The following is a 20273-nucleotide window of genomic DNA, read 5'->3' on the forward strand; positions in this document are numbered from 1 at the left end:
ATAATAAGTTTTCTATAAATTTCTACTACATTTGCATCGTATTATAAATATGAAACTGAATAGATCCTACATATTATATATATGCATTTGCCTCTGGCTTCTTTTCTTACCCTTATGCACCAGCCATTTATGGGGTAAAGATTTTGTCGTGGTCATTGATGCCGGACATGGCGGACACGACCCCGGCGCTATTGGAAAAATCTCAAAAGAAAAGAATATCAATCTGAACGTTGCCTTAAAAGTAGGAAATCTGATAAAAAACAATTGTGATGACGTTAAAGTGATCTATACCCGTAGCAAAGATGTTTTTATCCCTCTAGATCGAAGGGCGGAAATAGCAAACAATGCGAAAGCAGATCTTTTTATTTCTATTCATACTAATGCATTGGCAAACAACCGCACTGCAAAAGGAGCATCTACCTGGACACTCGGTTTGGCTAAATCGGACGCCAATCTAGAAGTAGCTAAACGGGAAAATTCAGTAATTCTCTACGAAAGCGACTATCAGACTCGGTATGCAGGATTCAATCCTAACTCAGCTGAGTCTTATATCATATTTGAATTCATGCAGGATAAATACATGGAACAAAGTGTGCACCTGGCGTCTTTGATGCAAAAACAATTTCGTCATACTTGCAAACGTTTAGACCGTGGAGTACATCAAGCCGGCTTCCTCGTCTTAAAAGCAAGTGCCATGCCAAGTATTCTGATAGAATTAGGATTCATCTCCACCCCTGAGGAGGAACGTTATCTGAACTCCGAAACGGGAGCTACAACCATGGCTAAAGGTATTTATCATGCTTTTCTCAATTATAAAAGAGAGCACGAAATACGGCTAACCGGAGTCAGCAAGACTGTAATACCGACTGAACAAAAAGAACAAGATATAGAGAAAGAAAATGATAGACCCGTAACCGTTCAAAAGGTTGCGGAAAGTGCAACTAATGACAATGAAATTACGTTTAAGATACAAATACTTACCTCTTCTAAACCTCTTGCTAAAAATGACAAGAGACTGAAAGGATTGAAAGGTGTAGATTATTATAAAGAAAAAGATATATATAAATACACATATGGTGCCTCCGGTGATTATAATAAGGTACTACGTACCAAACGTACTATTACAGCCAAGTTCAAAGACGCTTTTATCATCGCTTTCCGAGACGGTGAAAAAATGAATGTCAATGAAGCAATTGCCGAGTTTAAGAAAAGAAGAAATAAATAAAAGATAAAATGAAGTATATTACAAAAGAAGTCAGAATAGGTATCGCAGGTATCATTGCACTGTGTGTACTTGTTTATGGGATTAACTGGCTGAAAGGAATACATATGTTTCAACCTTCCAGCTATTTCTATGCTAAATTTCAGAATGTTAACGGACTGACTAAGTCGAGCCCAGTATTCGCAGACGGTGTTCGTGTAGGTATTGTACGCGATATATTTTATGATTATACTAATCCCGGAAATGTGGTTGTAGAAGTAGAACTGGACACCGAACTACGAATTCCTAAAGGAAGTAGCGCCGAACTGGTATCCGAACTGATGGGAGGAGTACGCATGAATATTCTTTTGGCAAACAATCCCCGCGAAAAATATGCCGTAGGAGATACTATTCCCGGTACACTGAATAATGGAATGATGGAAAGTGTGGCAAAGTTAATGCCACAAGTACAGGAAATGTTACCTAAACTGGATTCTATCCTTATTTCTCTGAATACAATTTTAGGTGACAAGAGTATTCCTGCCACCCTACATTCAATAGAAAAGACCACTGCCAACTTGGCCGTAGTCAGTTCTCAGGTTAAAGGTCTCATGAGCAATGATATTCCACAGCTTACCAGCAAACTGAATACAATTGGAGACAACTTCGTAACCATCAGCGGTAATCTTAAAGAAGTTGACTATGCAGCTACTTTCAAGAAAATAGACGAAACATTATCCAATGTAAAGATGCTTACAGAAAAATTGAATAGCAAAGATAACACACTCGGATTACTCTTCAACGACCCGACTTTATACAATAATCTAAATGCTACAACTGAAAATGCAGCAGGCTTATTGAAAGACTTGAAAGAGCACCCGAAGCGCTACGTTCACTTCTCCTTATTCGGAAAGAAAGACAAGTAATAAAATCCCGTTATATAGATTTTATCTAAATAACGAATTGCTATAAAAAGCAAGTTTTTTGCATCTCAAATGTCTATCTATAAACCGAAATAAGATTCCTATACAAACATGAGAATGAGAGAAGAAAAACAGAGCTTTTATATATAATATTCTATATAACAGACACTTACAAAATAGCAAAAGCGGGATTAGTGATAGTACAAAGACATAAACACATAAGTCATTGAAAGTAAACATGTTATTATTCACTTGAAAAAAACAAGAAAAAATAGATTTGTTTTTTCCGAATAAGATTCCCAATTTTGCAAACGTAGAAGTTTTGCTTAATTAATAAATGTATTAAAAGTTACTATGATAGAATCAAATCATGTCGTACTTTGGAACCGCTGTCTTGATATCATAAAAGACAATGTTCCCGATACGACATACAACACTTGGTTTGCCCCTATTGTTCCATTAAAATATGAGGACAAGACTTTGTATTTACAGATTCCCAGCCAGTTTTTCTATGAGATTCTGGAGGAAAGATTTGTAGATTTAATACGCAAGACTTTGTATAAGGTCATTGGCGAAGGAACCAAGTTGATGTACAACGTCATGGTAGACAAAACTTCGATTCCAAACCAAACCGTGAATCTCGAAGCAAGCAATCGTTCTACGGCTGTAACTCCTAAAAACATATTTGATGGAAACAAAGCTCCTAATTTCTTGCAGGCTCCTGCTGTTCAAGATTTAGATCCGCATTTGAATCCTAATTATAATTTCGAAAACTTCATTGAAGGATACAGTAACAAACTTTCAAGAAGTGTAGCCGAAGCCGTAGCGCTAAAACCTGGAGGAACTGCTTTTAACCCATTATTCCTTTATGGAGCTTCTGGAGTGGGAAAAACACATCTGGCTAATGCCATCGGTACGAAAATCAAAGAGATTTATCCAGAAAAAAGAGTCTTGTACGTATCGGCACATTTATTCCAAGTGCAATATACAGACTCTGTACGTAACAACACAACCAACGACTTCATTAATTTCTATCAGACCATCGATGTTTTAATCATTGATGATATTCAGGAATTTGCCGGTGTTACCAAAACACAAAACAATTTCTTCCATATCTTCAATCATCTACATCAGAACGGCAAACAGCTTATATTAACTTCCGACCGTGCTCCTGTATTGTTGCAAGGTATTGAAGAACGTTTGCTTACCCGTTTCAAATGGGGTATGGTAGCTGAATTGGAAAAACCGACCGTAGAACTTCGCAAAAATATTCTGCGCAATAAAATACACCGCGATGGACTCCAATTTCCAGAGGAGGTAATCGATTATATTGCCGAAAATGTGAATGAAAGCGTACGTGACTTGGAAGGTATCGTTATTGCTATCATGGCACGTTCTACTATTTTCAATAAGGAAATAGATATGGATTTGGCTCAACATATCGTGCACGGCGTTGTTCACAATGAAACGAAAGCCGTCACCATAGATGATATCCTTAAGGTAGTATGTAAACATTTCGACTTGGAGCCTGCAGCTATACATACTAAATCCAGAAAGAGAGAAGTGGTGCAAGCGCGTCAGATTGCCATGTATCTAGCTAAAAATCACACAGACTTTTCAACTTCTAAGATCGGTAAATTCATTGGCAACAAAGACCACGCAACCGTACTTCACGCTTGCAAAACCGTGAAAGGACAACTGGAAGTAGATAAGAGTTTTAACGCAGAAGTGCAGGAAATTGAAGCGTTACTAAAAAGAAAAGGAATTAATGACTAGTGATTAGGCTCATGATTCATGCTTCACAAACCTATTCACTAATCACTAACCATTATTTCAGTTCACTATTATTTCAAAAATCCCTGCCGACGAAGCACCTTTAATAGATTTTCAGACATAAACTCATTATCTTTCTTCGTATAACGAACATCTGTAAAGACCTGGGCTAGAGTTTCTTTCTTATTCTCCTCTATAAATTGTTTGCTTTCAGGCAATGATTCTTTATAAGCATAGAGTTTGTCTATTTCTTCCGGTGTATAATCATGATACATTTCCTCGTGCACAGCAGCTTCCAAAGGCAAGCGATCAACCTGTGCAGGAATTCCATCCGGGTAACCGACTGTAATTGTCGTCAAAGGAAACACCAATTCAGGCAACCGGAGTGCATCGATAATCATTTGAGGATTATAAGTAGTGGTCCCCAAATAGCAAATTCCGAGCCCTACCTCCTCTGCCAACGTACAAAAAGTCTGTGCGACAAGCAGAGTGTCCATAGACGCATTCATAAAAGACATTAAATTGTCATAGCCAGGTACAGCTTTTCTTTGCTCACACCATTTTGAAAAGCGACGAAAATCAGCACAAAAAGTAAGTACAACAGGGGCACTTTTCACCATAGGCTGATTAAAATGAGCTGGTGAAAGCTTCTCTTTCATTTCAGCGTCACGAGTCACAACCACACTATAAAGCTGCATACCTCCCATCGTAGAAGCTCGGAATGAAGTTTCAAGCAAATCATTTAACAAATCAGGAGTAATATCCTTCGATAGATATTTCCTGATAGTCCTTCTGTTCTTTACGGTTTCAAACATTTCTTTTTTATTGCAAAGATACAAAAAGAAAAATCTATTTTGCTATATCTACAGAACAGAATAGTTTTCTTTTTGGAAAACTTTAACCTTTAAACAAAAAGCAGATTCCATTGTTTATCAAACACTTATCATTAATAAATAGAAAACTTATAGTCTGTCAATAAATTATTTCATTTTTATTTTGATAGATGAAAAAACATTCTTAGATTTGCATCCACATTTGTTAACGATAAGTAAACTTCTACACATTACTTATTTAAAAATCAGATTTAACGCACATTGCATCGTGGAAAAACAAATTTATTCTTATGACGAAGCCTACGAAGAATCTTTACGATATTTTCAAGGTGACGAACTTGCTGCAAGAGTTTGGGTAAACAAATATGCAGTAAAAGATTCTTTCGGAAACATTTATGAAAAGTCTCCGGAAGATATGCATTGGAGAATTGCCAATGAAGTGGCACGCATCGAATCGAAGTATCCGAATGCTTTAACAGCAAAAGAGCTGTACGATCTATTGGATCACTTCAAATACATTGTTCCACAAGGTAGCCCGATGACTGGAATCGGTAACGACTATCAAGTTGCTTCCCTATCCAATTGTTTTGTTATCGGTGTAGATGGTGCTGCCGACTCTTATGGTGCTATCATTAAAATTGACGAAGAGCAAGTACAACTGATGAAAAGACGTGGAGGAGTGGGCCATGACCTATCCCATATCCGTCCGAAAGGTTCTCCCGTTAAAAATTCAGCATTAACTTCAACAGGTCTTGTGCCATTCATGGAACGTTATTCCAATTCGACCCGTGAAGTAGCTCAAGATGGACGTCGCGGAGCACTCATGCTAAGTGTATCTATCAAACATCCGGACTCAGAAGCTTTCATCGATGCAAAAATGACAGAAGGAAAAGTAACCGGAGCAAATGTTTCCGTGAAATTAGACGATGCTTTCATGCAGGCTGCTGTTGACGGAAAGCCATACTTACAACAATATCCTATTGATTCTTCCGACCCTACATTTACAAAAGAAATAGATGCTTCTACTTTATGGAAGAAGATCGTTCACAATGCATGGAAATCAGCAGAACCGGGTGTTCTGTTCTGGGATACAATAATTCGCGAATCCGTACCGGATTGTTACGCAGATTTAGGTTACCGGACCGTTTCCACGAATCCATGTGGCGAGATACCTCTATGTCCTTACGACTCATGCCGTCTCTTGGCAATCAATTTGTATTCATATGTAGTAAATCCGTTTAAACCGAATGCTTATTTCGATTTTGATCTGTTTAAGAAACATGTGGCATTAGCTCAACGTATCATGGATGACATCATCGACCTCGAACTGGAGAAAATCGAACGCATCATGCACAAGATTGATGAGGATCCGGAAAACGACGAAGTGAAGCGGGCAGAACGTGTACTCTGGGAAAAGATATATAAGAAAAGCGGACAAGGACGACGTACAGGTGTAGGTATCACTGCAGAAGGTGATATGCTCGCAGCATTAGGATTACGCTACGGAACAGAAGAGGCTACCGAATTCTCAGAAAAAGTACATAAGACAGTAGCTCTTGGCGCTTATCGTTCTTCTGTAGAAATGGCGAAGGAGCGTGGTGCTTTCGAAATATATGATAACAAACGCGAGCAGAACAATCCGTTCATCCAACGTTTGGCAGAAGCCGACCCTGAGCTATATGAAGAAATGAAGAAATACGGACGACGCAACATTGCCTGCCTGACTATCGCTCCCACCGGAACAACCAGCCTGATGACTCAGACAACTTCTGGCATTGAACCGGTATTCTTGCCAGTTTACAAACGTAGAAGAAAAGTGAATCCGAATGACACCAATGTTCATGTCGACTTTGTTGATGAAACAGGAGATGCATTCGAAGAGTATATTGTATTCCATCACAAGTTTGTCACATGGATGGAAGCCAATGGATACGATCCGTCCAAACGTTATTCTCAGGAAGAGATTGACAAATTAGTAGCCAAGTCTCCTTATTATAAAGCTACTTCCAACGATGTCGACTGGTTGATGAAAGTAAAGATGCAGGGAAGAATCCAAAAATGGGTAGACCATTCCATCAGCGTAACTATTAATCTGCCGAATGACGTAGACGAGGATCTGGTAAACCGTTTATATGTGGAAGCATGGAAATCCGGTTGTAAAGGTTGTACCGTATACCGTGACGGCTCCCGTTCCGGTGTACTTATCTCAACCAAATCTGACAAAAACAAGAAAGAGGAACTTCCTCCTTGCAAACCGCCTACGGTCGTAGAAGTGCGTCCACGAATATTAGAAGCAGATGTTGTACGTTTCCAGAATAACAAAGAAAAATGGGTGGCTTTCGTTGGCCTGCTAGATGGACATCCTTATGAAATCTTCACCGGTCTGCAAGATGACGATGAAGGTATTTTATTACCTAAGAGCGTGACTAGCGGACGTATCATCAAAAATATAGATGAAGACGGAACGAAGCGTTACGACTTCCAATTTGAAAACAAGCGCGGATATAAGACGACTATTGAAGGATTGTCTGAGAAGTTCAATAAAGAATATTGGAACTACGCCAAATTGATTTCCGGAGTACTCCGTTACCGAATGCCAATAGAACAAGTTATTAAACTGGTAGGTTCTTTGCAACTGAACAGTGAAAATATCAATACTTGGAAAAACGGTGTAGAACGCGCTCTGAAGAAATACATCCAGGATGGAACCGAAGCAAAAGGCAAGAAATGTCCGAACTGTGGCAATGAAACTCTCGTTTATCAGGAAGGATGTCTGATTTGTACCACTTGCGGGGCTTCCAGATGTGGATAAACATTCTATAATATATGATCTTATCATTTAATATCGAATACCGTACCAATTGGGGGGAGGAAGTCAAGCTTGCAGGCTTATCGACGGAATCCACCCCAATGTACACTACAGACGGTATATATTGGACGGCAGAAGTGGAACTGGAAGTTCCTCAAGAAGGATTGACTATCCATTATAGCTACCAGATAGAACAAAACGGAATCGTCATCCGCAAAGAATGGAACAATTTTCCACGATGCCTTTTTCTATCCGGTACTCCTAGAAAAAAGTATAGAATCAATGATTGCTGGAAAAATATCCCGGAGCAACTATACCTTTACAGTTCTGCCTTTACAGAAGCATTATTATCACATCCCGAAAGGGTAGACATTCCGCAAGGGTATAAGAAAGGGCTAATAATAAAAGCTTATGCCCCGCGCATCAACAAAGATTATTGTCTGGCCATTTGCGGCAATCAGAAAGCACTAGGTAACTGGGATCCGGAAAAAGCCGTTTTAATGAGTGACTCCAATTTCCCCGAATGGCAGGTGGAGCTAGATGCAAGCAAGCTCAAATATCCTTTGGAATATAAATTTATCCTTTGCCATAAACAGGAAAGAAAAATTGATTGCTGGGAGAAAAACCCTAATCGTTATCTGGCAGACCCGGAAATAAAGACGAACGAGACACTCGTGATTTCCGACCGATATGTCTATTTTGATATTCCAATATGGAAAGGTGCAGGAATTGCCATCCCCGTATTTTCTCTGAAATCAGAAAAAAGTTTTGGAGTAGGTGATTTCGGTGATCTGAAACTCATGATCGATTGGGCGGTAAACACACATCAGAAGGTCATCCAAATTCTACCGATTAATGACACGACCATGACCCATACATGGACGGACTCTTATCCCTACAACAGTATTTCCATCTATGCTTTTCATCCGATGTATGCGGATATAAAGCAAATGGGAACACTGAAAGACAAAGAAGCAGCCTCTAGGTTCAATCAGAAACAACAAGAACTGAATAATCTTACAACTATTGATTATGAGGCTGTAAACCGGGCTAAATGGGAATTCTTCCATCTGATATTCCAGCAAGAAGGGGAAAAAGTATTGGCTTCCGAGAAATTCAAGGAGTTCTTCGAAACTAACAAAGAATGGTTGCGACCTTACGCAGTCTTCAGCTATCTGCGTGATGCTTACCGGACCTCCGACTTCCGTGAATGGCCGAGACATTCTGTATACGATGCACAGGAGATAGAAAAGATGTGTCAACCGGAAACGGTAGATTATCCCCACATCGCATTATACTACTATATTCAATATCATCTGCATCTGCAATTATTGGCTGCGACAAAATATGCTCGTGAAAATGGGGTCGTACTAAAGGGAGACATACCTATTGGCATTAGCCGCAACAGTGTGGAAGCCTGGACAGAACCTCATTACTTCAATCTCAACGGACAAGCAGGCGCTCCTCCCGACGACTTCTCGGTCAACGGACAAAATTGGGGATTCCCTACTTACAATTGGGATGTAATGGAAAAGGACGGATATCGCTGGTGGATGAAAAGATTCCAGAAAATGGCCGAATATTTCGATGCTTACCGAATTGACCATATTCTCGGTTTCTTCCGTATTTGGGAAATACCGATGAATGCCGTACATGGATTGTTAGGACAATTCGTTCCCTCCCTACCGATGAGTAGAGAAGAGATAGAAAATTATGGTTTCACATTCCGAGAAGAATACCTGTCTCCATTCATTCATGAATCATTTCTCGGACAGGTGTTTGGACCTTATGTCAATCTCGTAAAACAAGATTTTCTCCAGTTAGTGGACAAATCCGGTATTTACCGTATGAGACCTGGCTTTGAGACACAACAAGAAGTCAAACAATTCTTTGCCGGTAAAAATGACGAAAACAGTATCTGGGTCCGTGATGGATTATATTCTTTAATCAGTAATGTACTGTTTATTCCGGACAATAAGGAACAAGGAAAGTACCATCCCCGTATCGGAGCGCAACGTGATTTCATTTTCCGTTCGTTGAGCGAAGAAGACAAGAATGCTTTCAACAAATTATACAACCAGTATTATTATCATCGCCACAACGACTTTTGGTACCAACAGGCCATGAAAAAGTTACCTCAATTGACACAATCTACCCGTATGTTGGTATGTGGCGAAGATTTAGGAATGATTCCCGCTTGTGTGTCCTCCGTAATGAACGAGTTACGTATTCTTAGTTTGGAAATTCAACGAATGCCAAAGGAGCCGTCGTATGAGTTCGGACATTTAAATGAATATCCATACCGATCTGTGTGCACCATTTCCACTCATGATATGTCTACTCTACGTGGGTGGTGGGAAGAAGATTATCAACAGACCCAACGTTATTACAATACAATGTTAGGGCATTATGGCACAGCTCCTGCCATTGCAACTCCGGAACTTTGTGAAGAGATTGTACGCAATCACCTCAACAGTAATTCTATTCTCTGCATACTGTCTTTTCAAGATTGGTTGTCAGTTGATGGAAAATGGAGAAATCCTAATGTGGAAGAAGAACGAATCAACGTTCCATCCAATCCACGAAATTATTGGCGATATCGGATGCATATCACATTAGAGCAACTGATGAAAGCCAAAGAACTGAATAGCAAGATAAGTGAATTAATACAATACACAGGAAGAAACCCGGAGAAATAATTTGACTTCTATCTATATTAAACACGGATTATACAAATTCCTTTTTAAATCTGTATAATCCGTGTAAACAGATTATTAAAAGAATGAAAGAGACCCCGAGTAAACGTATTGATTTTGTAGACTTAACTAAAGGAGTCTGCATCATTCTCGTAGTCATGACACATATTGGTGGAGCTTTCGAGCAACTCGATAGGGGCTCTATGTTATCCTGTTTCCGTATGCCACTGTATTTTTTTATATCAGGAGTTTTCTTTAAACCATACGAAGCTTTATCAGGATTCATTCTTCGGAAAATAAACAAGTTGATTATCCCTTTTCTTTTCTTCTATCTAAGTGCATTCCTCCTTAAATACATCATTTGGAAAATAGCACCGGGAGTATTCCATTTACCTGTATCATGGAAAGAACTTTTGATAGTATTTCATGGACATGACCTTATCAAATTCAATCCGCCGATCTGGTTTCTAGTAGCCTTATTCAACTGTAATATCCTGTTTTATCTAGTCCATTTCCTAAGAAATAAATATCTGCCTGCCATGTTTGCTCTTACCTTATTGATCGGGTGTACAGGATTTTATCTAGGTAAAGCACAAATAACACTCCCTCTCTATCTCGATGTTGCCATGACGGCTCTCCCTTTCTATGTAGCAGGATTCTGGATTCGTAGATATAACTTCTTCTTATTTCCACATCACCGTTTTGATAAGTTAATTCCGCTTTTCGTTTTGTTGGCATTGTTAGTCATGCATTTTACTGCTACTACATTGGGGATGAGAACAAACAACTACTCTGGGAGTATCTTTCAAGTATACATCGCTGCATTCGCCGGAATATTTATGATTATGCTACTTTGCAAAAAAATGAAAAGAGTAAAGATTATTTCTTATCTAGGAAGGTACTCTATCATCACCCTAAGCATACACGGTCCCATACTCCATTTTCTAGAGCCATTGATAGCACGCTACATTCATAATAGTTGGGCACAAGCAACAATGCTTTTGTTCATAACATTAAGTATATGTATTCTACTCACCCCCCTCTTTCTGAAAGTAATCCCGCAAATGGTTGCACAGAAGGACTTGTTAAAAATTAAACAGATTCATACTAAATAATAAATAGTATATGAAAATAAATAAAAGCTATATCTTTTTGAAAGGGATTCGATTTTACGCCTACCATGGAGTAGCCCCACAAGAGAATTTGATTGGTAATGAGTATATTATCGACCTAAAACTAGGTGTTGACATCAGCAAGGCGATGCAGACAGACGAAGTGACAGATACCGTAAACTATGCTGAGGTATATAACGTTATAAAAACAGAAATGGACATTTCATCCAAATTACTAGAACATGTAGGGAAACGAATTGTGAAGAAACTATTCAAACAATTCGCTACTATTGAAGACATTGATCTGTTTCTATCCAAACGAAACCCACCGATGGGGGCAGACATAGAATCGGCAGGAATAGAGCTCCATTGTAGCAGAAAATAAAAACGGGCACGTCTGCCATTCCGAACCAATCAAGAATAACAGACGTAACAATAAATTATGGTAAAAATTCTATTGGTAGCTCATAATCTTTTCTTTTTCCTTCTATTCACAGATTCCACAGCTTCCGTTACCACAGGCTTATTCTGGAAACGTTTTGTATAACTGGAATAGTCAGGATGGATACGTTCGTAGTCAGGATCCATAAACAACGGGCTGGAAATAATATGATCCGCTGTTGAACGGTTACAGCAAAATACGATATTTTCCACACCGGCCAAACGAGTCAAAGCTTTTACATCTGTATCATGAGGTTGCAAAGTCATAGGATCAGTAAAAAAGAAAAGATAATCAATCTGCCCATCGACAATACGTGATCCCATCTGCTGATCACCGCCTAATGGACCGGATTTCAGTATTGTAAAATCCCATTCTACATCAGGATGTTTTTCTTTCAATGCTTCCAGTATTAGTGTCCCGGTAGTACCTGTACAATAGAATTTATTTCCCATCAACAATTCTGAATTCCACAACACCCACTCGATAAGATCTTTCTTCATCGCATCATGTGCTACCAGCCCGATGCCCCTTCTAACCTTTGCTTCCATTTCGTTATTCTTTTAAGTCCGACAATTGAGAGAATCGTTTGCATCCTCTCGCGTAAAACTGCCACAAGATACTACTTTTTATCTGTTCAGGTATTAAATTCAAAGTTTTTTTTCTTAGGTTCTCTTCTCTTAATGAAGAAAATGACGGACAAATCCGTTTATATTCGTCCCGTGCGCGAATCACTGCGCGAGCATTGTCCCAATCCCCTTTCAGAAAGAAAGTAAGTGCCGCCACATAATCCAAACAAGTCCGAATACGCATCACTTTATTTAACTCCTCCTGCGGAAGATTCTTATAAAGCATGACAAGATTATTACGGAAATTAAGAAAAGTCTTACGAGGATTCTCTTTTTTAAGCGTGGCTCCTCCAACATGATAGACTACACTTTGCGGAATGCAGACAATTCCACGTCCTCGAGAACGGAGTCGCCAACACAGATCTATTTCTTCCATGTGTGCAAAAAAGCGTCCATCCAGCCCTCCGACATCCAGATAATCCATACGACGAATAAACAAAGCAGCTCCTGTTGCCCAAAAAACTGGAATCACCGTATCGTATTGCCCTTCATCTTTTTCGACCGCTCCCATGATACGTCCCCGACAAAAAGGATAACCGTACTTATCTATAAATCCGCCTGCCGCTCCTGCATATTCAAAAAATTCCTTTTGGCGCTGACTTCGTATCTTCGGTTGGCAAGCAGCCACTTCGGGATGCTTATCAAGATAAGCAATCATCGGTTTCAACCAATGTTCCGTCACTTCAACATCCGAATTTAGAAGAACGACATACTCTGCATCTACTTGTCGCAAAGCCAAATTATATCCGTCCGCAAAGCCATGATTCTGTTCGAGCAAAATCATTCGGACGGATGGAAACTCCTGCTGAATCATAGTTACCGAGTCGTCCGTAGACCCATTATCAGCCACACAGATTTCTACTTCTTTCCCCTCCGAATACTGAATAACAGATGGAAGGAAAGTACGAAGCATATCACATCCGTTCCAATTCAGAATGACGACTGATACTTTCATCTCTTATCTTTTCTCTTAATAAGTTCCTGTTCTTTTTGTTCGCATTCCTTCTTCGTAAATTTCCAGCGCTTATGCGACCACAACCAATAAGCAGGTTCTCTACGAATGGTCTGTTCCAGTTCATGGGCAAACATATCCGTAATTTCTCCTTCGACTGTCTCTTTGGGAGCTTCAGTCATCAATTTAAACTCAGCCTCACAATATCCCCTACGTGTCTTCGTCAGTTCACAATAAAAGACAGGGAAGTTCATTATTTTTGCAATACGTTCAGCTCCATTCAAGAAAGCAGTCTCCTGCCCCATAAAAGTAGTCCAATACCGATCACCACTAGGCCATTGGTCTGTAATCAGACCTACTACCATATTTTTTCCTTCACGCTTCAATTTGATAATTTCACGTGCAGTAGAATGTTTAGGAATATTATATCCACCGAAACGGGAACGAATCTGCTTAAACAGTTCATTCAGATATTTATCCTTCAATGGTTTGTAAACTTGTACAGGTACATCGCCAGGCTTCATGACCGATCCCATTCCAATCAGCCATTCATAGTTGGCATAATGGGGAATCATCACAATAATACCTCCATACTTTTCCGTCAATTCCAAATATTGTTCTGTATTCTTATAAATCATCCTTTGGCAAAGATCTTCAGCGGACATATGCAACAGTTTCAGGTCCTCTAGCATATAATCCGAAAGATAACGATAAAATTTACGTTCTATCTGTAATCTTTCCGCCTCAGTCTTCTCCGGAAACGACTTTTCCAGATTTTCCCGAACTACCTTCCGGCGATATCTCCCCACATGATACATCAACAGATAATTGAAATCCGAAAGCACATACAATACCCGGAACGGAAGAGCTGAAAACAGCCACATTCCACCATATACCAGCCAATAGATAAGTTTAGATTTCATACTTATATCAGAATTGTGCCTTTAAGCGCTGTCTTGTCCCCATTAAAATCTCCCAAACGCACGTTGACCACTTGATTATCCAATGAGTTATCACTTCCCACTTCTACACGAATATAATTCTTCGTAAATCCGTGCATCGGAGTATTCCCCTTCGACTTTTCCAACAACACCGACATCGTCTGTCCGATATGGCGCGCATAAAAAGCCTGTGTTTTCTCATCCGAAAGTGCCAACAGCCGTTGACTGCGTTGATGCTTTTCTTCCGGAGACACCACATAATCTATTTTCAAGGCTTGCGTTCCGGGACGCTCGGAATAACTGAACACGTGCAATTGGGTCACGTCCAATCCGGAAATAAACCGATAAGCTTGCTCAAAAAACTCCGCAGTCTCGCCACGAGTACCCACAATCACATCCACGCCAATGAAAGCATCCGGCATAACCTCTTTGATTTTCTTCACCTTCGATGCAAAAAGAGCCGTATCATAACGACGACGCATCAATTTCAAAACTTCATCACACCCAGACTGCAAAGGAATATGGAAATGTGGCATAAAACTACGGGAATGGGATACAAACTCAATAATTTCATCCGTAAGCAGATTCGGTTCAATGGAAGATATACGATAACGCTCGATTCCTTCTATCTGATCCAACGCTTGCACCAAATCAAAGAAAGTCTCTCCCGTCGTCTTACCAAAATCACCGATATTCACCCCAGTCAAGACTATCTCTTTACCACCTTCCGCTGCAGCTTGCCGAGCCTGTTCGACCATAGAAGCAATAGTTCCGTTACGACTCCTCCCCCTTGCAAACGGAATAGTACAATATGAACAGAAGTAATCGCAGCCATCCTGTACTTTCAGAAAAAAACGAGTACGGTCTCCCCGTGAACACGAAGGAGAAAACGAACGAATATCTTTCGTTGCAGTAGTTATAGCCTCTCCTTTTTCATGTTTCTGCAAATTTCCCAGATACTGCAGCAGTTCACCTTTCTGCTCCGCCCCCAATACAACATCTACTCCATCAATTTTTGCCACATCACCAGGCTTCAATTGGGCATAGCACCCAGTCACTACCACAAAAGCACCGGGATGTTGTTTCACCAATCGATGAATAGCCTGCCGACATTTTTTGTCCGCCATTTCCGTCACCGAACAAGTATTTACCACACAGATATCCGCTTTCTCTCCCTTGCGTGCAGTACGAACTCCCGCCTCACGCAGAATTTTACCGATAGTTGAAGTCTCTGAAAAATTTAATTTGCAGCCCAATGTATAATAAACGGCTGTCTTATCTTGAAACACAGTGGTATCTATCATAAGCTGTTATAAACACATTAACTTTGCAAAGTTACACATTATTATTAGTAAAACACTTTTGGATACGAAAGTTTATTCCTATTTTTGCACAATTCACTAAAAAACGTGCAATGATTAAAGAGAATTTCATTAAACTATACGAAAATAGTTTTCGTGAGAATTGGGATCTGCCTTGTTATACTGATTATGGAGAAAATACCCAATATACATACGGTGAGGTAGCTGAAAAAATCGCCCGTTTACATCTGTTATTCAAACATTGTAGCCTTCGCAGAGGAGATAAGATTTCAGTTATCGGCAAAAATAACGCTCATTGGTGCATTGCTTATATGGCTACAATCACTTATGGAGCAATTATTGTCCCTATCCTGCAAGATTTTACGCCTAATGACGTTCATCATATCGTCAATCATTCCGAATCTGTCTTTCTGTTTACCAGTGACAATATCTGGGAAAATTTGGAAGAGGAAAAACTTATGGGGTTGCGGGGAGTGTTCTCATTGACCGATTTTCGTTGTCTGTATCAGCGCGACGGAGAAACTATACAAAAATTCCTAAAGAACCTCGACAAAGAGATGCATTCTGCTTATCCTAAGGGATTTACCCGCGAGGATATTCAGTACACCACCCTCTCTAATGACAAGATTATGTTGCTGAATTACACCTCAGGTACTACCGGATTCAGCAAAGGCGTAATGCTGACAGGCAATAACCTTGCCGGAAATGTCACTTTCGGTATCCGGACTGAGTTACTTAAAAAAGGAGATAAAGTGCTCTCATTTCTTCCGCTTGCTCATGCGTATGGTTGCGCATTCGACTTTCTGACAGCAACAGCAGTCGGTACTCATGTCACCTTACTCGGAAAAACTCCTTCTCCCAAAATTATCATGAAGGCTTTTGAGGAAGTGAAACCTAATCTGATTATCACTGTTCCCCTAGTCATCGAAAAGATATATAAAAATATTATTCAGCCTCTTATCAATAAAAAAGGAATGAAATGGGCACTGAATATTCCTCTGCTCGATAATCAAATTTACAATCAAATCCGCAAAAGACTAATTGACGCATTGGGCGGGCGGTTCAAGGAAATCATTATCGGTGGAGCAGCTATGGATAAAGAGGTGGAAGAGTTCTTCTATAAGATTAAGTTCCCCTTTACCATTGGTTATGGAATGACCGAGTGTGGACCTCTTATCAGCTATGCACCTTGGAATGAATTTATACTAGGTTCCTCAGGAAAGATTCTGGACATTATGGAAGCTCGTATCTACAAAGAAAACCCGGAAGCCGAAATAGGGGAAATACAGGTACGCGGAGAAAATACAATGACAGGATACTACAAGAATCCGGAAGCAACACAGGAAGTATTCACTGAAGACAGCTGGTTACGTACCGGTGATCTCGGAACAATGGATGCCAACGGTAACATTTTCATTCGCGGACGACTTAAAACAATGATTTTAAGTTCAAGTGGGCAGAACATTTTCCCGGAAGAGCTGGAAACGAAACTAAATAACCTTCCTTTTATTTTGGAAAGTATCGTTATCGAACGTAACAAGAAATTGGTAGCACTCGTCTATGCTGACTATGAAGCATTGGATTCTCTCGGACTGAACAATCCGGATAATCTGAAAACCATCATGGATGAGAACCTTAAGAACTTGAACAACAATGTAGCCGCTTACGAAAAGATCAGCAAGATACAACTCTACCCTACTGAATTTGAAAAAACACCGAAAAGGAGCATTAAAAGATACCTATATAACAGTATAGCTGTCGATTAACATGTTCTAAAACATAGGGAAAGAAAGGGAAAGCGGGCAGTTACAAAAAAATATATAAAAAAAGTTGGCTTTTCGAGAACAACATATCGAAAAAGTACATACCTTTGCAGCGTTTTAATAAAGCAATTGATTGTATTACGTTTTTAAAAAGCAAAGAAAATGAAAAAATTAGTTTTGATGGCAGTAGCTATCGTAGCAGTATCATTCGCATCTTGTGGTAACAAAGCAGCTGACGCAGCAAAAGCAACAGCAGATTCTATCCGTATCGCTGACTCAATCGCAGCGGTAGAAGCAGCAGCAGCTGAAGCAGCAGCTGACACAACAACTGTTGATAGTGTAGCAGTAGAAGCAACTGAAACTGTAGTAGCCGAATAATTCAGTTACAAGTTAGAGAGAATTGAAAGTCTGACATGCGAAAGTATGCACAGACTTTTTTTTATGTTCTTATATTAAATGATTTCGGATTACAACAAAGAATAAAGGCGGTTTATCTTGAATGGATAAACCGCCTTCACTATAATGTAATAGCTATTATTTATTCAGCAACTACTTCGAAAGGAATTTCTACCGAAACTTCCTTGTGAAGCTTAACGATAGCCTTGTAACTACCAACTTCTTTCACAGCGTCTTTTACAACGATGATCTTTCTGTCAACTTCATGACCCAGTTTAGACAATGCTTCAGCAATCTGGATATTACCAACAGAACCGAAGATAGTACCGGTTGAGCTAACTTTAGTTGCGATAGTCAAAGAAACACCTTCCAACTTAGCAGCCATAGCTTCAGCATCTTTCTTGATTTTCTCAAGTTTGTGAGCGCGCTGTTTCAGTTCTTCAGCTAACATTTTCTTTGCAGAAGGAGAAGCGATGACAGCTTTTCCAGTCGGGATCAGATAATTACGACCGTATCCGGATTTCACGTTTACGATATCGTTCTTATAACCCAAGTTTACTACGTCTTCTTTCAATATAATTTCCATACTTTTCCTCCTTCTTATTTCATCATGTCAGTTACATAAGGCAGCAATGCCAAGTGACGAGCTCTCTTCACAGCCTGCGCGATACGACGTTGGAACTTCAAAGAAGTACCCGTGATACGACGCGGAAGGATTTTACCTTGTTCATTCAAGAATTTCTTCAAGAATTCAGGATCTTTGTAGTCGATGTACTTAATACCGCTTTTTTTGAAACGGCAATATTTTTTCTTCTTAACGTCTACTGACGGCGGAGTTAAGTATCTGATTTCTGATTGAACTTGTTGTGCCATGATTAATCCTCCTTTTTGTTTGATTTAACACTTCTTCTTTTTGCAGCATATTCAGCAGCATACTTATCCATCTTGAAAGTCAAGAAACGGATAACGCGTTCATCACGACGGAAGTTTACTTCCAACTTGTCAATTACAGTAGGATCTGCATTGAACTCAATCAGCTGATAGAAACCTGTAGACTTCTTCTGAATTGGATAAGCCAATTTCTTCAGTCCCCAGTTTTCTTCATTGATAATCTCAGCACCTTCAGCTTGAAGAATACCTTTGAATTTCTCTACCGCTTCCTTCATCTGAACATCAGATAAAACGGGAGTTAAAATGAAAACGGTTTCGTATTGATTCATACTTCGTTTAATTAAATAAATAAATTATTTGATTTAAAAATGCGGGTGCAAAGTTAGGCAATTTATTTTGAACTGCAAACATTTAATCTTTTTTTGTATCAAGAAGATAGGATTTATCCCGGAAGTAACTAACTTTGCAAAGTTGTTTAAACAATAATTTCATGATAGAGCAATTTAACTTCGACATCCGGCTTATATTTGCCATATTAAATGGTAAAGTTTCTGCGGCAATTAACCGGAAACTATACCGTAACTTCCGCCAGAACGGTTTAGAAATCAGCCCGGAGCAATGGACGGTACTCATTTTCCTATGGGAAAAAGACGGTGTTACACAACAAGAGTTGTGCAATGCAACTTTTAAAGACAAACCCAGTATGACCCGTTTGATAGATAATATGGAACGGCAGCACCTTGTTGTCCGTATCTCGGACAAGAGAGACCGCCGCACAAATCTGATTCATCTGACCAAAGACGGCAAAGAACTGGAAGAAAAAGCGCGCATTATTGCCGGACAGACCTTGAAAGAGGCGCTTCACGGCATTACTCTCGACGAATTGAGTATCGGACAGGAAGTATTGAAAAAGGTATTCTTCAACACGAAAGATTAAACAGAGAAACAACCGTTTAAATCATAAAATCCACTAAATCCTATCTTTATAATGGATTTTTTATTTAAATAATTTCGCTCGTTAAAGAATTATGCTTTAATTTGTGACTGGAATATAATAATCTATTAAAATACACACACATGAAAGGCTTATTAAAGAACTTGGGATTGATTTTAATCTTGGTCGGAGTAGTCATCTTGCTGGCTTGTTCCTTTACAGGCAATGTAAACAACAATGCCATATTGGGCAGCTCGGTAGTATTAGTAGTACTGGGACTCATTTCTTATATTGTTATCAATAAGAAGATCGCTGATTAATCTCACAGAAATCAATAAAAAATACCCGGAAACGAATGTTCCGGGATTTTTTATTTCAGTTATCAAGAAGTAGGGATATTCAGTAAATGTTCCTCTTTCTAAAAAATCAAGAGAAAAGCTCACGTAAAGCAAAGCTTTTCTCTTGATTTTTTCGTTCAACTCTCCCAGTCTTCTATCTTTTTTGTAGAATATTGTTTACATATTCTTGTTTTTTCCTTCCCACCCATGCATTATGTACATGTCTTTTTTAGGGGAAGTTAAAACCTCTCCTGTTTTTCCTGTTATTTTAGTCAGATTATGCTGCCTTTCTTTTTTTCTTTTCGACCTTTTCTATCATAC

19 protein-coding genes are annotated in these 20273 nt (G+C 39.4%); 11 read left to right on the forward strand and 8 right to left on the reverse strand.

Features of this window, described 5'->3' with window-relative positions; all coding sequences use genetic code 11:
• Window positions 1–49 precede the first annotated feature (49 nt).
• From BACFIN_RS12065 to dnaA, 3 genes are all read left to right on the forward strand, one after another.
• Window positions 50–1225, forward strand: coding sequence for an N-acetylmuramoyl-L-alanine amidase family protein (locus BACFIN_RS12065; protein WP_007751891.1), 1176 nt, complete (start codon window positions 50–52; stop codon window positions 1223–1225).
• An 8-nt stretch (window positions 1226–1233) separates the two neighbouring features.
• On the forward strand, window positions 1234–2127 hold the full coding sequence (locus tag BACFIN_RS12060; RefSeq protein WP_007751899.1) for an MlaD family protein: 894 nt from the start codon (window positions 1234–1236) through the stop codon (window positions 2125–2127).
• Window positions 2128–2478: 351 nt separating this feature from the next.
• Window positions 2479–3900: a chromosomal replication initiator protein DnaA gene (gene dnaA / locus BACFIN_RS12055; protein WP_007751902.1), complete on the forward strand. Its 1422-nt coding sequence runs from the start codon at window positions 2479–2481 to the stop codon at window positions 3898–3900.
• Window positions 3901–3968: 68 nt separating this feature from the next.
• On the opposite strand, the gene BACFIN_RS12050 is transcribed toward dnaA, so the two are convergent.
• On the reverse strand, window positions 3969–4712 hold the full coding sequence (locus BACFIN_RS12050) for an NADPH-dependent oxidoreductase (RefSeq protein ID WP_007751905.1): 744 nt from the start codon (window positions 4710–4712) through the stop codon (window positions 3969–3971).
• 286 nt (window positions 4713–4998) lie between these two features.
• Here BACFIN_RS12050 and BACFIN_RS12045 point away from each other — a divergent pair, with 286 nt between their 5' ends.
• The 4 genes from BACFIN_RS12045 to folB all read left to right on the forward strand — a co-directional run bounded on the left by BACFIN_RS12045 (window position 4999) and on the right by folB (window position 11732).
• Window positions 4999–7542, forward strand: a complete 2544-nt coding sequence (locus BACFIN_RS12045; protein WP_007751908.1) for an adenosylcobalamin-dependent ribonucleoside-diphosphate reductase — start codon at window positions 4999–5001, stop codon at window positions 7540–7542.
• 14 nt (window positions 7543–7556) lie between these two features.
• The gene (locus tag BACFIN_RS12040; protein ID WP_007751911.1) at window positions 7557–10238 is read left to right on the forward strand and encodes a 4-alpha-glucanotransferase; all 2682 of its coding nucleotides are present in this window, start codon (window positions 7557–7559) and stop codon (window positions 10236–10238) included.
• An 83-nt stretch (window positions 10239–10321) separates the two neighbouring features.
• The gene (locus BACFIN_RS12035) at window positions 10322–11350 is read left to right on the forward strand and encodes an acyltransferase family protein (RefSeq protein ID WP_007751914.1); all 1029 of its coding nucleotides are present in this window, start codon (window positions 10322–10324) and stop codon (window positions 11348–11350) included.
• A 10-nt stretch (window positions 11351–11360) separates the two neighbouring features.
• Window positions 11361–11732, forward strand: a complete 372-nt coding sequence (folB, locus tag BACFIN_RS12030; protein WP_007751917.1) for a dihydroneopterin aldolase — start codon at window positions 11361–11363, stop codon at window positions 11730–11732.
• Between the two features lie 80 nt (window positions 11733–11812).
• On the opposite strand, the gene BACFIN_RS12025 is transcribed toward folB, so the two are convergent.
• From BACFIN_RS12025 to mtaB, 4 genes are read right to left on the reverse strand one after another with little or no spacing between them, the layout of a single operon-like run.
• Complete coding sequence (locus BACFIN_RS12025) at window positions 11813–12337, reverse strand: methylglyoxal synthase (protein WP_007751921.1); 525 nt, start codon at window positions 12335–12337, stop codon at window positions 11813–11815.
• 4 nt (window positions 12338–12341) lie between these two features.
• Window positions 12342–13370: a glycosyltransferase family 2 protein gene (locus BACFIN_RS12020; RefSeq protein ID WP_007751926.1), complete on the reverse strand. Its 1029-nt coding sequence runs from the start codon at window positions 13368–13370 to the stop codon at window positions 12342–12344.
• Window positions 13367–14290 (reverse strand): lysophospholipid acyltransferase family protein, encoded by a 924-nt coding sequence (locus tag BACFIN_RS12015; RefSeq protein WP_007751927.1) that lies wholly within the window; start codon window positions 14288–14290, stop codon window positions 13367–13369. The genes BACFIN_RS12020 and BACFIN_RS12015 overlap by 4 nt, the downstream gene beginning before the upstream one ends.
• Window positions 14291–14292: 2 nt before the next feature.
• Window positions 14293–15612, reverse strand: a complete 1320-nt coding sequence (mtaB, locus tag BACFIN_RS12010; protein WP_007751929.1) for a tRNA (N(6)-L-threonylcarbamoyladenosine(37)-C(2))-methylthiotransferase MtaB — start codon at window positions 15610–15612, stop codon at window positions 14293–14295.
• Between the two features lie 110 nt (window positions 15613–15722).
• Between mtaB and BACFIN_RS12005 the strand changes: the two genes are divergently transcribed.
• Both BACFIN_RS12005 and BACFIN_RS12000 read left to right on the forward strand, forming a co-directional pair.
• Complete coding sequence (locus BACFIN_RS12005; protein WP_007751933.1) at window positions 15723–17396, forward strand: long-chain fatty acid--CoA ligase; 1674 nt, start codon at window positions 15723–15725, stop codon at window positions 17394–17396.
• Between the two features lie 159 nt (window positions 17397–17555).
• Window positions 17556–17771: a hypothetical protein gene (locus BACFIN_RS12000; protein ID WP_007751934.1), complete on the forward strand. Its 216-nt coding sequence runs from the start codon at window positions 17556–17558 to the stop codon at window positions 17769–17771.
• Window positions 17772–17931: 160 nt separating this feature from the next.
• Here the strand turns inward: BACFIN_RS12000 and rplI are convergent, their stop codons facing one another.
• The 3 genes from rplI to rpsF are packed head-to-tail and all read right to left on the reverse strand — an operon-like array spanning window position 17932 to window position 19009.
• Window positions 17932–18375 carry a 50S ribosomal protein L9 gene (rplI, locus tag BACFIN_RS11995; RefSeq protein ID WP_004299330.1) on the reverse strand — a complete coding sequence of 148 codons (444 nt, stop codon included), beginning with the start codon at window positions 18373–18375 and terminating at the stop codon, window positions 17932–17934.
• A 14-nt stretch (window positions 18376–18389) separates the two neighbouring features.
• Window positions 18390–18662, reverse strand: coding sequence for a 30S ribosomal protein S18 (rpsR, locus tag BACFIN_RS11990; RefSeq protein WP_004307964.1), 273 nt, complete (start codon window positions 18660–18662; stop codon window positions 18390–18392).
• A 2-nt stretch (window positions 18663–18664) separates the two neighbouring features.
• Window positions 18665–19009, reverse strand: a complete 345-nt coding sequence (gene rpsF, locus BACFIN_RS11985; RefSeq protein WP_005678718.1) for a 30S ribosomal protein S6 — start codon at window positions 19007–19009, stop codon at window positions 18665–18667.
• A gap of 161 nt (window positions 19010–19170) precedes the next feature.
• On the opposite strand from rpsF, the gene BACFIN_RS11980 reads away from it, so the two are divergent.
• Together BACFIN_RS11980 and BACFIN_RS22970 are read left to right on the forward strand one after the other, a co-directional pair.
• Window positions 19171–19617: a MarR family winged helix-turn-helix transcriptional regulator gene (locus tag BACFIN_RS11980; protein WP_007751940.1), complete on the forward strand. Its 447-nt coding sequence runs from the start codon at window positions 19171–19173 to the stop codon at window positions 19615–19617.
• Window positions 19618–19757: 140 nt separating this feature from the next.
• Window positions 19758–19934: a hypothetical protein gene (locus BACFIN_RS22970; RefSeq protein ID WP_007767078.1), complete on the forward strand. Its 177-nt coding sequence runs from the start codon at window positions 19758–19760 to the stop codon at window positions 19932–19934.
• The last annotated feature ends 339 nt before the right edge of the window (window positions 19935–20273 follow it).

This window comes from Bacteroides finegoldii DSM 17565, from assembly GCF_000156195.1.
Classification (GTDB): domain Bacteria; phylum Bacteroidota; class Bacteroidia; order Bacteroidales; family Bacteroidaceae; genus Bacteroides; species Bacteroides finegoldii.